Source organism: Paraburkholderia nemoris, from assembly GCF_905221015.1.
GTDB classification, from domain to species: Bacteria; Pseudomonadota; Gammaproteobacteria; order Burkholderiales; family Burkholderiaceae; genus Paraburkholderia; species Paraburkholderia nemoris.
This window is the reverse complement of record NZ_CAJNBO010000005.1, coordinates 178,714-194,569: the sequence shown is the minus strand read 5'-3', so window position 1 is coordinate 194,569 and position 15,856 is coordinate 178,714. Positions and strand designations below refer to the sequence as shown.

14 protein-coding genes and 1 other RNA gene are annotated in these 15,856 nt (G+C 61.4%); 8 read left to right on the top strand and 7 right to left on the bottom strand.

Going from position 1 to position 15,856, the window contains the following annotated elements; translation table 11 throughout:
- Positions 1-8: 8 nt before the first annotated feature.
- Positions 9-1,580 carry a formate dehydrogenase beta subunit gene (locus KHO33_RS09710; protein WP_200564664.1) on the bottom strand — a complete coding sequence of 524 codons (1,572 nt, stop codon included), beginning with the start codon at positions 1,578-1,580 and terminating at the stop codon, positions 9-11.
- Positions 1,577-2,062, bottom strand: coding sequence for an NAD(P)H-dependent oxidoreductase subunit E (locus KHO33_RS09705; RefSeq protein WP_093639199.1), 486 nt, complete (start codon positions 2,060-2,062; stop codon positions 1,577-1,579). Before KHO33_RS09705 ends, KHO33_RS09710 begins: the two co-directional genes overlap by 4 nt.
- Before the next feature lie 134 nt (positions 2,063-2,196).
- On the opposite strand from KHO33_RS09705, the gene KHO33_RS09700 reads away from it, so the two are divergent.
- Both KHO33_RS09700 and KHO33_RS09695 read left to right on the top strand, forming a co-directional pair.
- Complete coding sequence (locus KHO33_RS09700) at positions 2,197-3,276, top strand: substrate-binding domain-containing protein (RefSeq protein ID WP_200564663.1); 1,080 nt, start codon at positions 2,197-2,199, stop codon at positions 3,274-3,276.
- A 109-nt stretch (positions 3,277-3,385) separates the two neighbouring features.
- Positions 3,386-3,652, top strand: a complete 267-nt coding sequence (locus tag KHO33_RS09695) for a hypothetical protein (protein WP_054037237.1) — start codon at positions 3,386-3,388, stop codon at positions 3,650-3,652.
- A 114-nt stretch (positions 3,653-3,766) separates the two neighbouring features.
- On the opposite strand, the gene KHO33_RS09690 is transcribed toward KHO33_RS09695, so the two are convergent.
- From KHO33_RS09690 to ompA, 5 genes are all read right to left on the bottom strand, one after another.
- Positions 3,767-4,135 carry a COG4315 family predicted lipoprotein gene (locus KHO33_RS09690; protein ID WP_054037235.1) on the bottom strand — a complete coding sequence of 123 codons (369 nt, stop codon included), beginning with the start codon at positions 4,133-4,135 and terminating at the stop codon, positions 3,767-3,769.
- A gap of 258 nt (positions 4,136-4,393) precedes the next feature.
- Positions 4,394-4,763: a transfer-messenger RNA gene (gene ssrA, locus KHO33_RS09685) on the bottom strand.
- Positions 4,764-4,929: 166 nt separating this feature from the next.
- Positions 4,930-5,643 carry an HAD family hydrolase gene (locus tag KHO33_RS09680; protein WP_054037233.1) on the bottom strand — a complete coding sequence of 238 codons (714 nt, stop codon included), beginning with the start codon at positions 5,641-5,643 and terminating at the stop codon, positions 4,930-4,932.
- A 33-nt stretch (positions 5,644-5,676) separates the two neighbouring features.
- The gene (ubiG, locus tag KHO33_RS09675) at positions 5,677-6,375 is read right to left on the bottom strand and encodes a bifunctional 2-polyprenyl-6-hydroxyphenol methylase/3-demethylubiquinol 3-O-methyltransferase UbiG (protein WP_054037231.1); all 699 of its coding nucleotides are present in this window, start codon (positions 6,373-6,375) and stop codon (positions 5,677-5,679) included.
- A gap of 219 nt (positions 6,376-6,594) precedes the next feature.
- On the bottom strand, positions 6,595-7,242 hold the full coding sequence (gene ompA / locus KHO33_RS09670) for an outer membrane protein OmpA (protein ID WP_054037229.1): 648 nt from the start codon (positions 7,240-7,242) through the stop codon (positions 6,595-6,597).
- Positions 7,243-7,734: 492 nt separating this feature from the next.
- Between ompA and gyrA the strand changes: the two genes are divergently transcribed.
- From gyrA to KHO33_RS09640, 6 genes are all read left to right on the top strand, one after another.
- Positions 7,735-10,371: a DNA gyrase subunit A gene (gene gyrA / locus KHO33_RS09665; RefSeq protein WP_128576492.1), complete on the top strand. Its 2,637-nt coding sequence runs from the start codon at positions 7,735-7,737 to the stop codon at positions 10,369-10,371.
- Between the two features lie 123 nt (positions 10,372-10,494).
- Positions 10,495-11,097 (top strand): DUF2059 domain-containing protein, encoded by a 603-nt coding sequence (locus tag KHO33_RS09660; RefSeq protein WP_054037403.1) that lies wholly within the window; start codon positions 10,495-10,497, stop codon positions 11,095-11,097.
- Between the two features lie 342 nt (positions 11,098-11,439).
- A complete protein-coding gene (serC, locus tag KHO33_RS09655; RefSeq protein ID WP_200564662.1) occupies positions 11,440-12,522 on the top strand; it encodes a 3-phosphoserine/phosphohydroxythreonine transaminase in 1,083 nt (360 codons plus the stop codon).
- A 78-nt stretch (positions 12,523-12,600) separates the two neighbouring features.
- Complete coding sequence (gene pheA, locus KHO33_RS09650) at positions 12,601-13,683, top strand: prephenate dehydratase (protein ID WP_097393415.1); 1,083 nt, start codon at positions 12,601-12,603, stop codon at positions 13,681-13,683.
- 62 nt (positions 13,684-13,745) lie between these two features.
- Positions 13,746-14,858 carry a histidinol-phosphate transaminase gene (hisC, locus tag KHO33_RS09645; protein WP_200564661.1) on the top strand — a complete coding sequence of 371 codons (1,113 nt, stop codon included), beginning with the start codon at positions 13,746-13,748 and terminating at the stop codon, positions 14,856-14,858.
- Positions 14,859-14,908: 50 nt separating this feature from the next.
- Positions 14,909-15,850, top strand: a complete 942-nt coding sequence (locus KHO33_RS09640; protein ID WP_200564660.1) for a prephenate dehydrogenase — start codon at positions 14,909-14,911, stop codon at positions 15,848-15,850.
- Positions 15,851-15,856: the final 6 nt, after the last annotated feature.

Below are 15,856 nucleotides of genomic sequence, written 5' to 3'. Positions count from 1 at the left end.
CTCCTGGGTCAGGCCGCAGCCGCTTTGGGCGCGAGGTCGTGTACGTTATCGAGACCGAAGTCTTCGGGGAAATGGTCAAGTGCGGACAACACCGGGAACGGCGTCATGCCGCCCATCGCGCAGAGCGAACCGGATACCATCGTGTCGCACAGGTCGCGCAGCAACTGCACTTGCCGCGTGGACGTATCGCCGTTGCGGATCCGTCCGATCACTTCGACGCCGCGCGTCGAGCCGATCCGGCACGGCGTGCATTTGCCGCACGATTCCAGCGCGCAGAAGTGCATCGCGTATTGCGCGAGTTCGGCGAGATTCGACGTGTCGTCATGCACGACGATGCCGCCGTGGCCGACCACCGCGCCGACGGCCGCGTACGCTTCGTAGTCCATGGGGATGTCCCATTGGCTTTCCGGCAGATACGTGCCGAGCGGGCCGCCAACCTGCACGGCGCGCGCCGGGCGTCCGCTTGCCGTGCCACCACCGTAGTCGTAGAGCAATTCGCGCAGCGTGACGCCGAACGCCAGCTCGACCAGACCGCCTTGCTTCACATTGCCGGCGAGCTGGAACGGCAGCGTGCCGCGCGAACGGCCCATGCCGAAGTCTTTATAGAACGCCGCACCACGCGCGAAGATGATCGGCACCGTCGCGAGGGTGATGACGTTGTTGATCACCGTCGGCTGGCCGTAAAGGCCGACCAGCGCTGGCACCGGTGGCTTCGCGCGCACGATGCCGCGTTTGCCTTCGAGCGATTCGAGCAACGCGGTTTCCTCGCCGCACACATAGGCGCCCGCGCCCTTCGCCACGAACAGTTCGAAGCGATGCACCGCCGAGCCGAGCACGCTATCACCGAGCCAACCGGCGGCACGTGCTTTGGCGATCGCGGCTTCGAGCGTCGCGATCGAGTGCGGATATTCGCTGCGTACGTAGATGTAGCCGACTGTCGCACCGGTCACGACGCCCGCGATGATCATCCCTTCGATCAACACATACGGGTCGCTTTCCATCACGAGACGGTCGGAGAAGGTGCCGGAGTCGCCTTCGTCCGCATTGCAGACGATGTATTTCTGCGCCGCTTTGGCGCCGCGCACCGTGCGCCATTTGATGCCGGCAGGGAAGGCTGCACCGCCGCGGCCGCGCAGGCCGGATTCGATCAGTGCTTCGCAGGCGGCGTCGCCGTCGGTTTGCAGGGCTTGCTTGAGACCTTCGAGGCCGCCGTGAGCGACGTAGTCGTCGACGGAAAGCGGATCGGTGATGCCGATGCGCGCGAAGGTCAGACGCTGCTGCTTCTTCAGGTACGGGATGTCATCGACCACACCGACACGGCTGGCGTGCTCGCCACCCTCGATAAAGCCGGCGTCGAACAGCGCGGCAACGTCGCTCTCTTCGACGTTCGCATAACCGATGCGGCCTTCAGCCGTTGCCACTTCGACGAGCGGTTCAAGCCACAGCAAACCGCGCGAACCGTTGCGAACCAGTTCGATTGCAATGCCGCGACGTGCGGCTTCGGATTCGATCGATTGAGCGAGAGCATCGGCGCCGAGCGCAAGCGCCGAGGAATCGCAGGGAACGTAAATGCGCGTCATGCCGTTACCTCCACGCATTTGCTGGCGGCGGCGAAGAGCGCGTCGAATTTTTGTGGCGTCACTTTCGCGTGCAGCGTGCCGTTGACCATCATCGCCGGCGACAGTGCGCATTGGCCGAGGCAATACACCGATTCCAGTTCGACCGTCTCACCATGCCGATGCTCCGCGTCAAAACGGCAGCCGGTGTGCGCCTCGATATGCTGCGCGAGCGCCTCGGTGCCCATGCTGCGGCATGCTTCAGCGCGACACAGTTGCACCGTGACGGGCGCCGCGGGCTGCGTGCGGAAATGGTGGTAGTAGGTGATGACGCCATGCACTTCCGCGCGCGACAGGTTCATGGCACGCGCGAGAGGCGCAACCGTGTCGGGCGGCACGTAGCCGAGTTCGTCCTGAATGGCGTGCAGCACCGCTAGCAGCGACCTGCCCGGTTGCGCGTGACGCTGCACCAACTGCTCCGGCGCGACGGCGATGGAATCGTCCAAGTGGGGGCTCCTCCAAAGTCATATATGCACTTGTTATTCATAATGCGTGCACTTATGCTTCGTATATTCGATATGGGATAGCCGAACAATAGGCGGGTGATACGCCTCGTGCAATAGGAAAGAGTTGAACATATATGATCAGGATCGAGTGCCAGGCGCAGCTGGTCGTGAAGGGCCCGGATGGCCGTGAGGCAAGCCTGTCGGACGTCGTGCCGCTGCTCGCGCTGGTGGACGAGTCCGGCAGCATCGCGCAGGCGGCGACGCTTAAGGGTTTGTCCTACCGTCACGCGTGGGGTTTGTTGCGCAGCATCGAGGAGCGTTTGGGTGGTCCGCTGATCGCGAAGGAGCGTGGGCGCGGCTCGGTGCTGTCCGAACTCGGTCAGGCTGTGTTGCGCGCGCAGCGCCTGTGCGGCGAGCGGCTCGACGGCAACATGCAGGCGCTCGCGAGCGAAGTCGCCAGCGAATTGAACCGCTGGCTCGCGCCGGCCGCCGACGACGTCCGCATCTACGCGTCGCACGGTTATGCCGTGGCGGCGCTGGTGACGGCATTGGTCGCGAATGACCTGCCGGTCGATATCAAATACCGCGACAGCGCGGACGCGGTGAGCGCGCTCGCCCGCGGCGAATGTGATCTGGCCGGCTTTCACTTGCCGCTAGGCGAGTTTCGCGCGGCCTGCGCGGATACCTATCGGCGTTGGCTCGATCCGCAGCGTCATGTACTCGTGCATCTGACGAAGCGCAAGCAGGGCCTCTTTCTCGGTAAGGGGAATCCAAAGGGAATCGGCGGCCTGAGCGATCTTGCGCGCGACGACATTCGCTTCGTCAATCGTCAGCCTGGTTCCGGCACGCGCATGCTGCTCGATCTCGCGCTACGAAAAGTCGGAGTCGATCCGGATCGGGTCAACGGCTATGCATCGGCGGAACTCACGCACTCGGCGATCGCGGCGTTCGTGGCAAGCGGCATGGCAGATGTGGGTTTCGGCGTCGAGCCGGCGGCGCATCACTTCGGGCTCGACTTCATTCCGATCGTCGACGAAGACTATTACTTCGCCTGCGACCGCGCCCGGCTGGAGCGCGCGCCGCTCGCAACAGTGATCGGCTTGCTGCGCGGCGCGGCGTTTCGGCATAGCGTCGAACAGCTCGAAGGTTACGATCCACGCGACTGCGGCAAGCTGCTCGATCTCGATGCGGGGCTTGGCCCTGGTGCGGTGTAAGCGACTGTAAACAAATTGGTGCCGTCGCCGCTGCGAGCGGCGTTTGTTTGGGATAATCTCTATCCTTCCGCTTACGCCTTAACCGCGCGCTACGCCGCGCTGAACCGATATGAAAGTTCTTCTTCACGCATGTGCTGCGGCAGCGACGGCCGGGGTGCTTCTCGCGACCGCCTCGGTTGCTTTCGCACAGAATTCCCCGGGTGTGCCGGGCGGGATCCTGCAAGATCAGTTCCGTCTTGCCGAGCATCCGCAGATGCCGTTTGCGGCGTCCGCGCCCTCGGACAAATACCAGTCCAACAAAAAGTCAGCCATGCGCAAGCGCGGCGACAATGGCGATCCGAACGGGTGTAATTTGCAGTGTCCTAAAGACGAATAAGCGCTTTCGTCTTCCGTTTTGTATTCGTTCGAGACGCCGGCTTGCAGCCGGCGTTTTTCGTTTGAGTTTTTTATAAGGTCTCTCGGTTCTGGCCCGTCGTTCAGCGGTGTGCGGTTATGGCTTCGCCGTGTGCCACATGTCCTTGAAGCCGTCTCCCTTCATGTCGCCCGCTTGCTTGTCGGCCGCGTAGCGATACAGCGGATGGCCTTTATAAGCCCATTGCTGTTTGCCGTCGGCCGAAGGAATCACGGTCCAGTCGCCTGAGGGCTTGTCCGACGCGCTCGCCATGGCCGCCGGCCAGTTAGTCATGCAGCCGCCGGTGCAGGCGCTCATGCCGGGCTTGGTGTCTTTGTCGAAGGTATAGAGCGTCATGCCGTCCGCGGTGACGAAGCGGCCGTCGACGATCTTTGGGGCCTCGGCAAAAGCCGTCTGTTGCAGTGCGAGGAGAGTCAGCGTGGTGAGGCATAAGAGAGTCTTGCGCATGATGTCGGCTCCTGGTTTTGATGTTGGTCTCACGCGGAACGCAGTGTGCGGTCGTGCGTGGGGAATAAACGATTGGACGGATGCGTTTATTCCCTTGGCCTCATGCGGCTTTCTTTGACACCCGCCATACCCGCCAGCAAAAAGGCCCGCTCGATGAGCGGGCCTTCTGTTGTATGCGTAGGCAACAAAAAACCCGCAAGCAGCAGGCCGCTTACGGGTTTTGAGTGAGTCTTGATGGTGCTGCTTCAAACAATGTTCTGGTGGAGGCGGCGGGAATCGAACCCGCGTCCAGAAGCACTCTACGACTAGTTCTACATACTTAGTTCTGTCATTTGATTTAACCACCACGACGCGGACGAACACGCTGCGTGACGGCGATTCACTAGATTTTCGACCTTGGCGTCGTGACGCCACCAAGACTTAACTGACGTATATGACCTCTGTCGGTATTGCTACCGGTCTTGCGACTCTAGCCCGTCAGTGAACTAGGCAGAGGACGGCGGCCCTTAGGCTGCCAGTGCGAACGTTTCGTCGTTTGCAGTTACGTTTTTCCCATTGATTAACGAGGTGACGGGTCCTCGGTATGCCCTAGCCGCTTCGCAACCCCTGTCGAAACCAGGTCGCCCCCGCGGTTCGTTGCCCAAAATATCTGGGCCAGACGGAGATTTTACAATAGTTTGACGGCCACGTCCTGGGTGATTGGCTTGATGGCTGGCCGTGCGGGTGCGCTGTCGATCCGAAGCTATGCGTTGCGTGTGGTGTGTCTGCGGTGTTCGCTGTATGCGTTCAGCTGTTCAGCCGATATCGCGCAGCAGCTTCTGCAATTCCGCGGGCGAGTGCACGACATGCTGCGCGTGCCATTGCGTCGGCGGAATGTCGTTGCCGCAGTAACCGTAGGCGGCCGCGATGGTCTTCATGCCGGCCGCAAAACCCGCCTGCACGTCGCGCAGGTCGTCGCCGACGTAGACGATGCGCTCCGGCACCACATCCAGCTCACGCGCGGCGTGCAACAGCGGCGCGGGGTGTGGCTTCGAATGCGGAGTCGTGTCGCCGCTTACCACGCAGCCGGCGCGTTCTTCGAGGCCGAGTTGAGCGATCAGCGGCTCGGTGAGCCTAGCCACCTTGTTCGTCACGATGCCCCAGCGCACGCCCCGCGCGTCGAGATCGTCGAGCAATTCGGGGATGCCGGGAAACAGCGTGGTCTCGATGCACAAGTCTGCTTCGTAGTTGGCGAGAAACTCCTCGCGCATCGACGCGAACTCGTGATCTTCCGGACCGATGCCGAACGCCCCGCCGATCAGCCCGCGTGCGCCCGCGGACGCGAGCGGCCGCAGATCTTCGAGCGGCACCATCTCGAGGCTGCGATCGTGGCGCATTTTGTTGACGGCAGCCGCCAGATCGGGGGCGGTGTCGGCCAGCGTGCCGTCGAGGTCGAACAGGACAGCCTGGCAAAGACCGAGCGCGTCGTCGTTATCTTCGCGTTGGGGCAGGGGCGTGGGATCGCTCATTGATTGGATTGAGTCCGGGCAGGTCGGGGCGGATCAGACGTCGCGGCGGCAGGCGAGCATGTAGTTCACGCTCGTGTCGGCGGACAGCGTGAAATGCTTGCTGAGCGGGTTATAAACGATACCTTTGATGTCGGCCGTGCGCAGGTCGGCGGCGCGCACAAAGCTCGCCAATTCCGAAGGGCGGATGAAGCGCGCGTAGTCGTGCGTACCCTTGGGCAGCATCCGCGCGATATATTCGGCGCCGATCACCGCAAACAGATACGACTTCACATTGCGGTTCAGCGTGGAGAAAAACACCCAGCCGCCGGGTTTCACGAGCGTTTTGCATGCTTCGACAATGGCGGCCGGTTGGGGCACGTGCTCGAGCATTTCCATGCAGGTGACGACGTCGTACGTGCCGGGTTCGCGGGCGGCGAGCGCTTCGGCGGCGATTTCTTCGTAACTGACGGTTACACCACTTTCAAGGCTGTGAAGATCTGCGACGCCGAGCGCTTGGGTCGACAGGTCGATTCCTTTCACATGCGCCCCCAATCCCGCCATCGACTCCGACAGAATGCCGCCGCCGCAGCCGATATCCAACACGGTTTTGCCGGCGAGATGCGCGTGTGCGTCGATCCAGCTCAGGCGAATCGGGTTGAGTTCATGCAGCGGTTTGAATTCGGCGTTCGGGTCCCACCAACGATGCGCGAGGTCGCTAAATTTCTGCAGTTCGTGGGGATCGGCGTTGGTCATAGCGGAAGCTGCCTCGATGAGAGCGTTGAGCGGGCGCTCGAGGATAAACCCTGAGTATATAGGCCGGGCGACGGGGCGGCAAAATGCCGCGCGGTGGCTGGCGCGTCCTGTTCCGGCAGGTCGGGCGCGTACTCGGAGGAGAAGGCGAGCGGCGCCCGCAGTTGTGGCATAAAAAAAGCCCCGCCGAAGCGGGGCTTTGATACTGCGGTAACTTGTAGCTTACTGCTTCGAAGTACCGACAACTTCGACTTCCACGCGACGATCCGGTGCGAGGCAAGCCACGAGTTGCTTGTGGTTCTTCTGGTTGCAACCGGTCGTGACCGGGTTGCGCTTGCCCTTGCCTTCCGTATAGATACGGTTGGATTCGATGCCCTTGCTCACGAGGTACGACTTCACTGCTTGAGCACGGCGCAGCGACAGGCGGTCGTTGTACTTGTCCGAACCGATACGGTCCGTGTAACCCGTTGCAACGATGACTTCCAGGTTCAGCGAGCCGACCTTCGATGCCAGATCGTCCAGCTTTTCCTTGCCAGCCGGCTTCAGGATAGCCTTGTCAAAGTCGAACAGAGCGTCAGCTTGATACGTAATCTTTTGGCTCGTAATAGCCGGTGCAGGTGCGACCGGAGCCGGCGGGGTCGGAGCCTGGGCAACCAGGGCGCCATCGCACTTAGCGTTGGCCGTTGCCGGCGTCCAGAATGCATCGCGCCAGCAAAGCTCGTTCGTGCCGTTCATCCACACGTATTCGCCGGTACCATTCACCCAGTTGTCGTTCGTAGCTTGTCGCGACGCCGGCACCGATTGCGCCATGGCGGATGCAGCCATAACTGCGGTAGCTGCAATGAACGCGAGCTTTGAAAGTTTATTCATATTTCTCCTCTCGAAATTGAGATTACCGCAGGTTTACTGCGAGCCTGTTGACGAAGACAAGTCATACATTGCTCGAAGTATAACATCGGTGTAGAACAAAAAACGTGCTGTGTAGACTTCGAGCAGTGTCTAACTCTTTGTGCGTTGGCATTTTGCCATATCGTTCCCTTCCAACGATAAAAAAATCTGCCCCCGATCAAATCGCCCTCCAATTGTGGTGCATGCGCAACAGAAGCAATCCGCTGTAGGCACCGCCAGTCATGGCTGAGCGGCGAATTGCCCCACGCACAAATCGAGCCTGCCCCGACTTCATCATGGGGCGTTCAGGCGCCGTTCCCTCTCGTCTGCTAATAGGTATACGTACCCCAGCCGGGGGCGGATGCGCGGCATGTTAGAATCGCGTGATGCGTTGCGCCTGCAATGCTTACGCGAAGGCGCGGCGAGGTGAGGTCAGCTTCACGCCGTCGCCTTGGCACGTAAAAGATACGGATAATGGATCAATTCGCCAAAGAGACTCTGCCAATCTCCCTAGAGGAGGAAATGCGCCGTTCGTATCTCGATTACGCGATGAGCGTGATCGTGGGGCGTGCGCTTCCCGATGTTCGCGATGGCCTGAAGCCGGTGCACCGGCGCGTGCTGTACGCGATGCACGAACTGAACAACGACTGGAACCGGGCGTACAAGAAGTCGGCGCGTATTGTCGGCGACGTCATCGGTAAATATCACCCGCACGGCGACACGGCTGTTTACGACACCATCGTCCGGATGGCGCAGAACTTCTCGCTGCGCTACATGCTGGTGGACGGTCAGGGCAACTTCGGTTCGGTCGACGGCGACAACGCCGCGGCAATGCGGTATACCGAAATCCGCATGGCAAAGATCGGCCACGAGCTGCTGGCCGATATCGACAAGGAAACCGTCGATTTCACGCCGAACTACGACGGCAGTGAAAACGAACCGGCCATCCTGCCGGCGCGTATTCCCAATCTACTGATCAATGGCTCGTCCGGTATTGCGGTCGGCATGGCGACCAACATCCCGCCGCACAACCTCAACGAGGTTGTCGACGCATGTCAGCATCTGCTGAAAAACCCGGAAGCCACGATCGACGAACTGATCGAGATCATTCCGGCGCCTGACTTCCCGACCGCCGGCATCATCTACGGCGTGGCCGGCGTTCGCGACGGCTATCGCACTGGCCGCGGCCGCGTTGTGATGCGCGCGCTTACCCACTTCGAGGAAATCGACCGCGGTCAGCGCATGTCGATCATCGTCGACGAGCTGCCGTACCAGGTGAACAAGCGCTCACTTCTTGAGCGCATCGCCGAGCTGGTCAACGAGAAGAAGCTCGAAGGCATCTCCGACATCCGCGACGAATCCGACAAGAGCGGCATGCGCGTCGTGATCGAGTTGAAGCGCGGCGAAGTGCCGGAAGTCGTTCTCAACAATCTGTATAAGGCGACCCAGCTTCAGGACACCTTCGGCATGAACATGGTCGCGCTGGTCGACGGCCAGCCGAAACTGCTGAACCTGAAGGAAATGCTGGCGTGCTTCCTGTCGCATCGCCGGGAAGTGCTGACGCGGCGCACTGTATACGAACTGCGCAAGGCCCGCGAACGCGGTCACGTGCTCGAAGGTCTGGCTGTCGCGCTCGCCAACATCGACGAGTTCATCGCGATCATCAAGGCTGCGCCGACACCGCCGATCGCCAAGCAGGAATTGATGGCGCGTCCGTGGGATTCGTCGCTGGTGCGCGAAATGTTGTCGCGCGCCGAGACGGAAAACGCGTCGGCCGGTGGTCGTGAGGCGTATCGCCCTGACGGTTTGAATCCGTCGTTCGGTATGCAGTCCGACGGCCTCTACCGCTTGTCCGACACCCAGGCTCAGGAAATCTTGCAGATGCGTCTGCAACGCCTGACGGGTCTGGAGCAGGACAAGATCATCGGCGAGTACCGCGAAGTGATGGCGCAAATCGCCGACCTGCTGGACATTCTGGCTCGCCCGGAACGCATCACGGCGATCATCGTCGAGGAACTGACGTCGATCAAAGCCGAATTCGGCGACGCGCGCCGCTCGAAGATCGAGCTGAACGCAACCGAACTGAACACCGAAGACCTGATCACGCCGCAGGAGATGGTCGTGACCATGTCGCACGCGGGCTATGTGAAATCGCAGCCGCTGTCCGAATACAGTGCGCAGAAGCGGGGTGGCCGCGGCAAACAGGCCACGGCGATGAAGGAAGACGACTGGATCGACACGCTGTTCATCGCGAACACGCACGATCACATTCTGTGCTTCTCGAATCGTGGTCGCGTCTACAGCGTGAAGGTCTACGAAGTGCCGCAAGGTTCGCGGAACTCGCGCGGCCGTCCGATCGTCAATATCTTCCCGCTGCAGGACGGCGAGAAGATTACGGTTGTCTTGCCAGTCAAGGAATTTTCGGCTGACAAATTCGTCTTTATGGGCACCGCGTTAGGAACCGTAAAAAAGACGCCGCTAGAAGCCTTTGGCCGCGTGTTGCGCAAGGGTATTATTGCGGTCGGCCTGGATGACGGCGACTACCTGATCGGCGCCGCGATCACAGACGGTCAGCATGACGTGATGCTGTTCTCGGATTCGGGCAAGGCAGTTCGCTTCGACGAGAACGACGTGCGCCCGATGGGCCGCGAGGCGCGTGGCGTACGCGGCATGCAACTCGAAGACGGTCAGAGTGTGATTGCGTTGCTGGTGGCCGGCGACGAGCAGCAGTCGGTGCTGACTGCAACCGAAAACGGCTACGGCAAGCGCACGCCGATCATCGAGTACACGCGTCACGGGCGCGGCACCAAGGGAATGATCGCGATCCAGACGTCGGAGCGTAACGGCAAGGTCGTCGCCGCGACGCTGGTGGATCAGGAAGCGCAGATCATGCTGATCACCAATACGGGCGTGCTGATTCGTACTCGCGTATCGGAAATCCGCGAAATGGGGCGCGCAACCCAAGGTGTTACACTCATCAGCCTTGACGAAGGGACCAAGCTTTCAGGTCTGCAACAGGTTGCTGAGGCGGAAGCAGATATCGATGTGGAAGGCGACACCGAAGGTCCTGCCGAAGGCGACAACGGCAGTGAAGACGGTGGTGCGGCCTGATTCGCGTCGGCAGCTTTCAGTCTCAGTTATTGGTTGAAAGCTGCGCAGGGAACAATGGCGTGTCGGGCCGATACGCATCCCGCGCAGCTTGCAGTTCAAGTTAATTTCTCTTAGGGAGTAATGATGCAAAAACGATTCAAACAACTGATGTTGCTGGCTGCTCTCGTGCCGACCTTCGCTATGGCTCAAGCGCTTCAGAGCCCGGCCCCGGCGGCTCCGGCTGCTGCCGCTGCACCGGTTGATCCGGCCAAGCAGGCTGCAATCAAGGACCTGCTGGACGCAATCGACGCGCAGAAGCTCGTCGGCGCGATCGGCAACAGCGCCCAGATGCAAGCCAAGCAGCTGGTTCCGGCTATCCTGTCGGACGCCCTGAGCGAAAACAAGACGATGACGGACAAGCAGAAGCAGGCTTCCGTCCCGACGCTGCAAAAGAACGCAGTGCCGAAGCTGGTTGACGGTGCAGGTCAAGTGTTCGCAACGGACAGCTTCCGCCAGGACGCGATGCAAGCTCAGTACGACGCTTACGCGAAGTACTACAGCACGTCGGAAATCAAGGATCTGACCGCGTTCTACAAGAGCCCGACCGGCCGCAAGTTCATCCAGGTGCAAGACCAGGTTGGCCGCGACGTCGTGAATGGCCTGATGCAAAAGTACATGCCGCAATCGATCAAGGCAACGCGCGACCAGGCTGACAAGGAAGTCGCTTCGGTCAAGCCGGCTAAGTAAATTGGTTAAATGAGTTGGCTAAATAAGCCAGCGAGTTGAGTCAAAAGGTCGAAAGGCTGCGCTGACATCGCGTTACCCGCCGCTCGGTAAGCCATATGGCGTGCCGGGTTTGGCGGGTTGGCGGTGACAATGCGATAATGGCCGTTTGCGCACACGCGCAGACGGCCATTTTCTTTTTGGGCGCGGAAATGTTGTCAAACGCGTGTTGCCAGACGCGTGTCGCGAAACTCGCGTTGTCGAGTTTCGCGTCGCAAACTTTGCAATGGCTGCCTTCGCGGCTGCCAACTTCGCCGATTTTTGCGCGATCTGTTCGTTTTTCGCGCCAGCTTCCAGGATCTCACGATGCGCGTCTTTAATTTCTCTGCCGGCCCGGCTGCCATGCCCGAAGAAGTGCTGCGTCAGGCAGCCGACGAGATGCTCGATTGGCAGGGCAGTGGCATGAGCGTGATGGAAATGAGCCATCGCGGCAAAGAATTCATGTCGATCCACGAGGAAGCGCTCGTCGATCTGCGCGACTTGCTCGCGGTGCCCGCCAGCCACCGCATCCTGTTCCTGCAAGGCGGCGGCCTGGGCGAAAACGCGATCGTGCCGATGAATCTGATGGGCGCGAAACCGCGCGCGGATTTCGTCGTGACGGGTTCCTGGTCGCAAAAGTCGCTGAAAGAAGCGCAAAAGTACGGCACGGTGCATCTGGCGGCGAGCGGCCAGACGGCAGAGGGCTTCACTCGCGCGCCGGCGCGCTCGGAATGGCAACTGTCGGACGATCCCGCGTACGTGCATCTGTGCACCAACGAAACGATTCACGGCGTCGAAACGTTCGAGATTCCCGACCTCGGCGATATTCCGCTGGTGGCGGACGCCTCGTCGCACATCCTGTCGCGCCCGATGGACATCGCCAAATATGGCGTGCTGTTCGGCGGCGCGCAGAAGAACATCGGCATGGCGGGTGTGACCGTCGTGATCGTCCGCGAAGACATGCTGGACCGCTCGCAGGCGATCTGCCCATCGGCGTTCGAATGGAAAACCGTCGCCGAGAACAATTCGATGTACAACACGCCGCCCACGTACGCGATCTACATCGCAGGGCTGGTGTTCAAGTGGTTGAAGAAGCAGGGCGGCCTTACCGCGATGGAAGCGCGTAACCTCGAGAAATCGAAGCTGTTGTACGACACGATCGATTCGAGCAGCTTCTATCTGAACAAGGTCGAGCGTGGCTCGCGCTCGCGGATGAACGTACCGTTTTTCCTCGCCGACGAGTCGCGCAACGAAGATTTCCTGGCCGGCGCGAAAGCGCGGGGAATGGTGCAGCTAAAGGGCCACAAGTCCGTCGGCGGCATGCGGGCGTCGATTTATAACGCCGTCCCGCTCGAAGGCGTCAAAGCGCTTGTCGAATACATGAAGGAATTCGAACAGCGCAGCGCCTGATCGTCTTCGATATTCAGGCACGCGCATCCTTTCCAGCACGCATTTGTGCAGCAGCTACCGGCAGGGCCGTTTTCACGCATGGACGACGAACTCAATACCCGACTCAAACCCCTCCGCGAACGCATCGACGCGCTCGACGCGCAGCTGATCGCGCTTCTCAATCAGCGTGCCGCGGTGGCGCTCGAAGTGGGCGAGGTGAAGAAGCATTTCAACGCACCGGTGTTCCGCCCCGAGCGCGAGCAGCAGGTGATCGCGCGCTTGCAGGATATGAGCGACGGCCCGCTGGCCAGCGAGCATATCAGCGCGATCTGGCGCGAGATCATGGCTGCGAGCCGCGCGCTCGAAAAGAGCATCAAGGCCGCGTATCTCGGCCCGGTCGGGACGTATAGCGAACAGGCGATGCACGAGTACTTCGGTCAGTCGATCGAAGGTCTGCCGTGCCCGTCGATCGACGAAGTATTTCGCTCGGTCGAAGCAGGTGCAGCCGAGTTTGGCGTCGTGCCGGTCGAGAATTCGACCGAAGGCGCGGTGTCGCGCACGCTCGATCTGCTGTTGCAAACCCAACTGACGATCGGCGGCGAACTGGCCCTGCCGATTCACCATAATCTCCTGACGCTGAACGGCGGCCTCACTGGCGTGACCAGGGTGTGCGCGCACGCGCAGGCGCTCGCCCAGTGCCAGCGCTGGCTTGCGACCAACGCGCCGCATCTCGAACGGCAGGCGGTGTCGAGCAATGCCGAAGCCGCGCGCATGGCGGCGGAAGATCCGACGGTTGCCGCCATCGCAGGCGACCGCGCGGCGACTCATTACGGTCTGCAAGTCGCGTACGCCCTGATCCAGGACGACCCGCACAACCGCACGCGTTTCGTGATGATCGGCAAGGAGCGCACTGGCGTCAGCGGGCACGATCAGACGTCGTTGATCGTTTCGGTGGCGAACGAGCCCGGTGCCGTGTTCAAGTTGCTGGAGCCGTTGGCGCGCCATAGCGTGTCCATGACCCGTTTCGAGTCGCGCCCGGCGCGCGTCGGCACGTGGGAGTACTACTTCTATATCGACGTCGAAGGTCATCGCGACGAGCCGGCGGTTGCCGCCGCACTCACCGAACTCGGTCAGAAGGCCGCGTTCCTGAAGATACTCGGCTCGTATCCGCGCGCCCGTTGATGTCGGCCCAGGCGCGCCTGTCGCAGGTCCACTTACTACTAATTAGTCGTTCGGAGATTTTCATGACAACGTCCTTCGGTCCTTCCTATGTGCGCGCGATCGCGCCTTACATCGCCGGCAAGCCGATTTCGGAAGTCGCTCGCGAGTTTGGCCTCGACGAAGCGACCATCGTGAAGCTCGCGTCGAACGAAAATCCGCTGGGCATGCCGGAATCGGCACAACGCGCCATGGCCCAGGCGGCCAGCGAACTCGGTCGCTATCCGGACGCGAATGCATTCGAACTGAAGGCAGCGCTGAGCGAGCGCTACGGCGTGCCGGCCGACTGGGTCACGCTCGGCAACGGCAGCAACGACATTCTCGAAATTGCCGCGCATGCGTTCGTGGAGAAGGGACAGTCGATCGTCTACGCGCAATACTCGTTCGCGGTCTACGCGCTCGCCACGCAAGGCGTGGGCGCAAATGCAATCGTCGTACCGGCCGTCAAGTACGGCCACGACCTTGACGCGATGCTCGCCGCGATCACGGACGACACCCGCCTGATCTTCGTCGCCAACCCGAACAACCCGACTGGCACGTTTATCGAAGGCGCGAAGCTCGAAGCGTTTCTCGACAAGGTGCCGCGCAACGTGGTCGTCGTGCTCGACGAGGCGTACACGGAATATCTGCCGGAAGAGAAACGCTACGACTCGATCGCGTGGGTGCGCCGTTATCCGAACCTGCTGGTCTCGCGCACCTTCTCGAAGGCTTTTGGCCTGGCCGGCCTGCGTGTCGGCTTTGCGATCGCGCAGCCTGAATTGACCGATCTGCTGAACCGTCTGCGTCAGCCGTTCAACGTGAACACGCTGGCACAGGCCGCGGCGATCGCAGCGCTGAACGACAAGGCGTTTCTGGAAAAGAGCGCGGCGCTGAATGCGCAAGGCTATCGTCTTTTGACCGAAGCCTTCGACAAACTCGGCCTCGAGTATGTGCCGTCGGACGGCAACTTCGTGCTGGTGCGGGTCGGCAATGACGACGCAGCCGGCAACCGCGTCAACCTCGCGTTGCTCAAGCAGGGCGTGATCGTTCGTCCGGTCGGCAACTACGGTTTGCCGCAGTGGCTGCGCATCACGATCGGCCTGCCGGAAGAAAACGAAGCGTTCCTCGCGGCGCTCGAAAAGACGCTCGCCACCGCGTAAGCGGTTGACCTTGACCCGCGCGCCTCAATCATGAAAGGCGCGCTTTTTCAGTGACCGACGTGGCCGCGTTTTCTTTTAATAAGCTGGTGATTTTCGGTGTCGGCCTGATCGGCGGATCGCTCGCGCGCGCGTTGCGTGAACGAGGCGAGGCGGTAGGCGCGCGAACCGTGATTGGTGTTGGGCGTTCGTCCGCGTCGACGGCGCGCGCGCTCGAGTTGGGTGTGGTTGATGAAACCGCGGCGTTGGGTGACGACGCGGCGTTGCGTGCGGCGCTGTCCGGTGCCGATTTCGTGCTGCTTGCCGCACCTGTCGCGCAGACTCAGCCGCTGCTCGAACGCATTGCGCCGTTTCTCGATACCAATACGATCGTCACCGATGCCGGCAGCACCAAGTCGGACGTCGTGGCTTCCGCGCGCGCGGCGCTCGGCGCGCGCATCGGCCAGTTCGTGCCGGGGCATCCGATTGCCGGCCGTGAAGCGAGCGGCCCCGATGCGGCGTTGCCTGATCTGTACGTGAATCGCAACGTCGTCTTGTGTCCGCTGCCGGAGAACGCGCCGGAAGTGGTCGAGCGCGTTGCCGCGATGTGGCGTGCAACCGGCGCCTGTGTGCGGGAGATGACGCCCGAGCAGCACGATCGCGTGCTCGCATCGGTGAGCCATTTGCCGCACGTTTTGTCGTTCGCGCTGGTCGAGCAGATTCTCAATTCGCCCGACGCCGCGCTGAAATTTTCATTCGCTGCCGGCGGCTTCCGTGACTTCACGCGCATCGCCGCGTCGAGCCCGGAAATGTGGCGCGATGTGTGCGTGGCGAATCGCGCCGCGTTGCTCGACGAATTGGATGCCTACACGGCGGTGCTCGCGCGCTTGCGCGCGGCGATCGAAGCCGGCGACGGCGCGGCGCTCGAAGCCGTGTTCGCGCGCTCGCGCGTCGCGCGCAGCGAATGGCAGGAACAGCGCAGTGCAGGGGCCGCCCTCGGCGACGCTTCGAAATAACCGGAA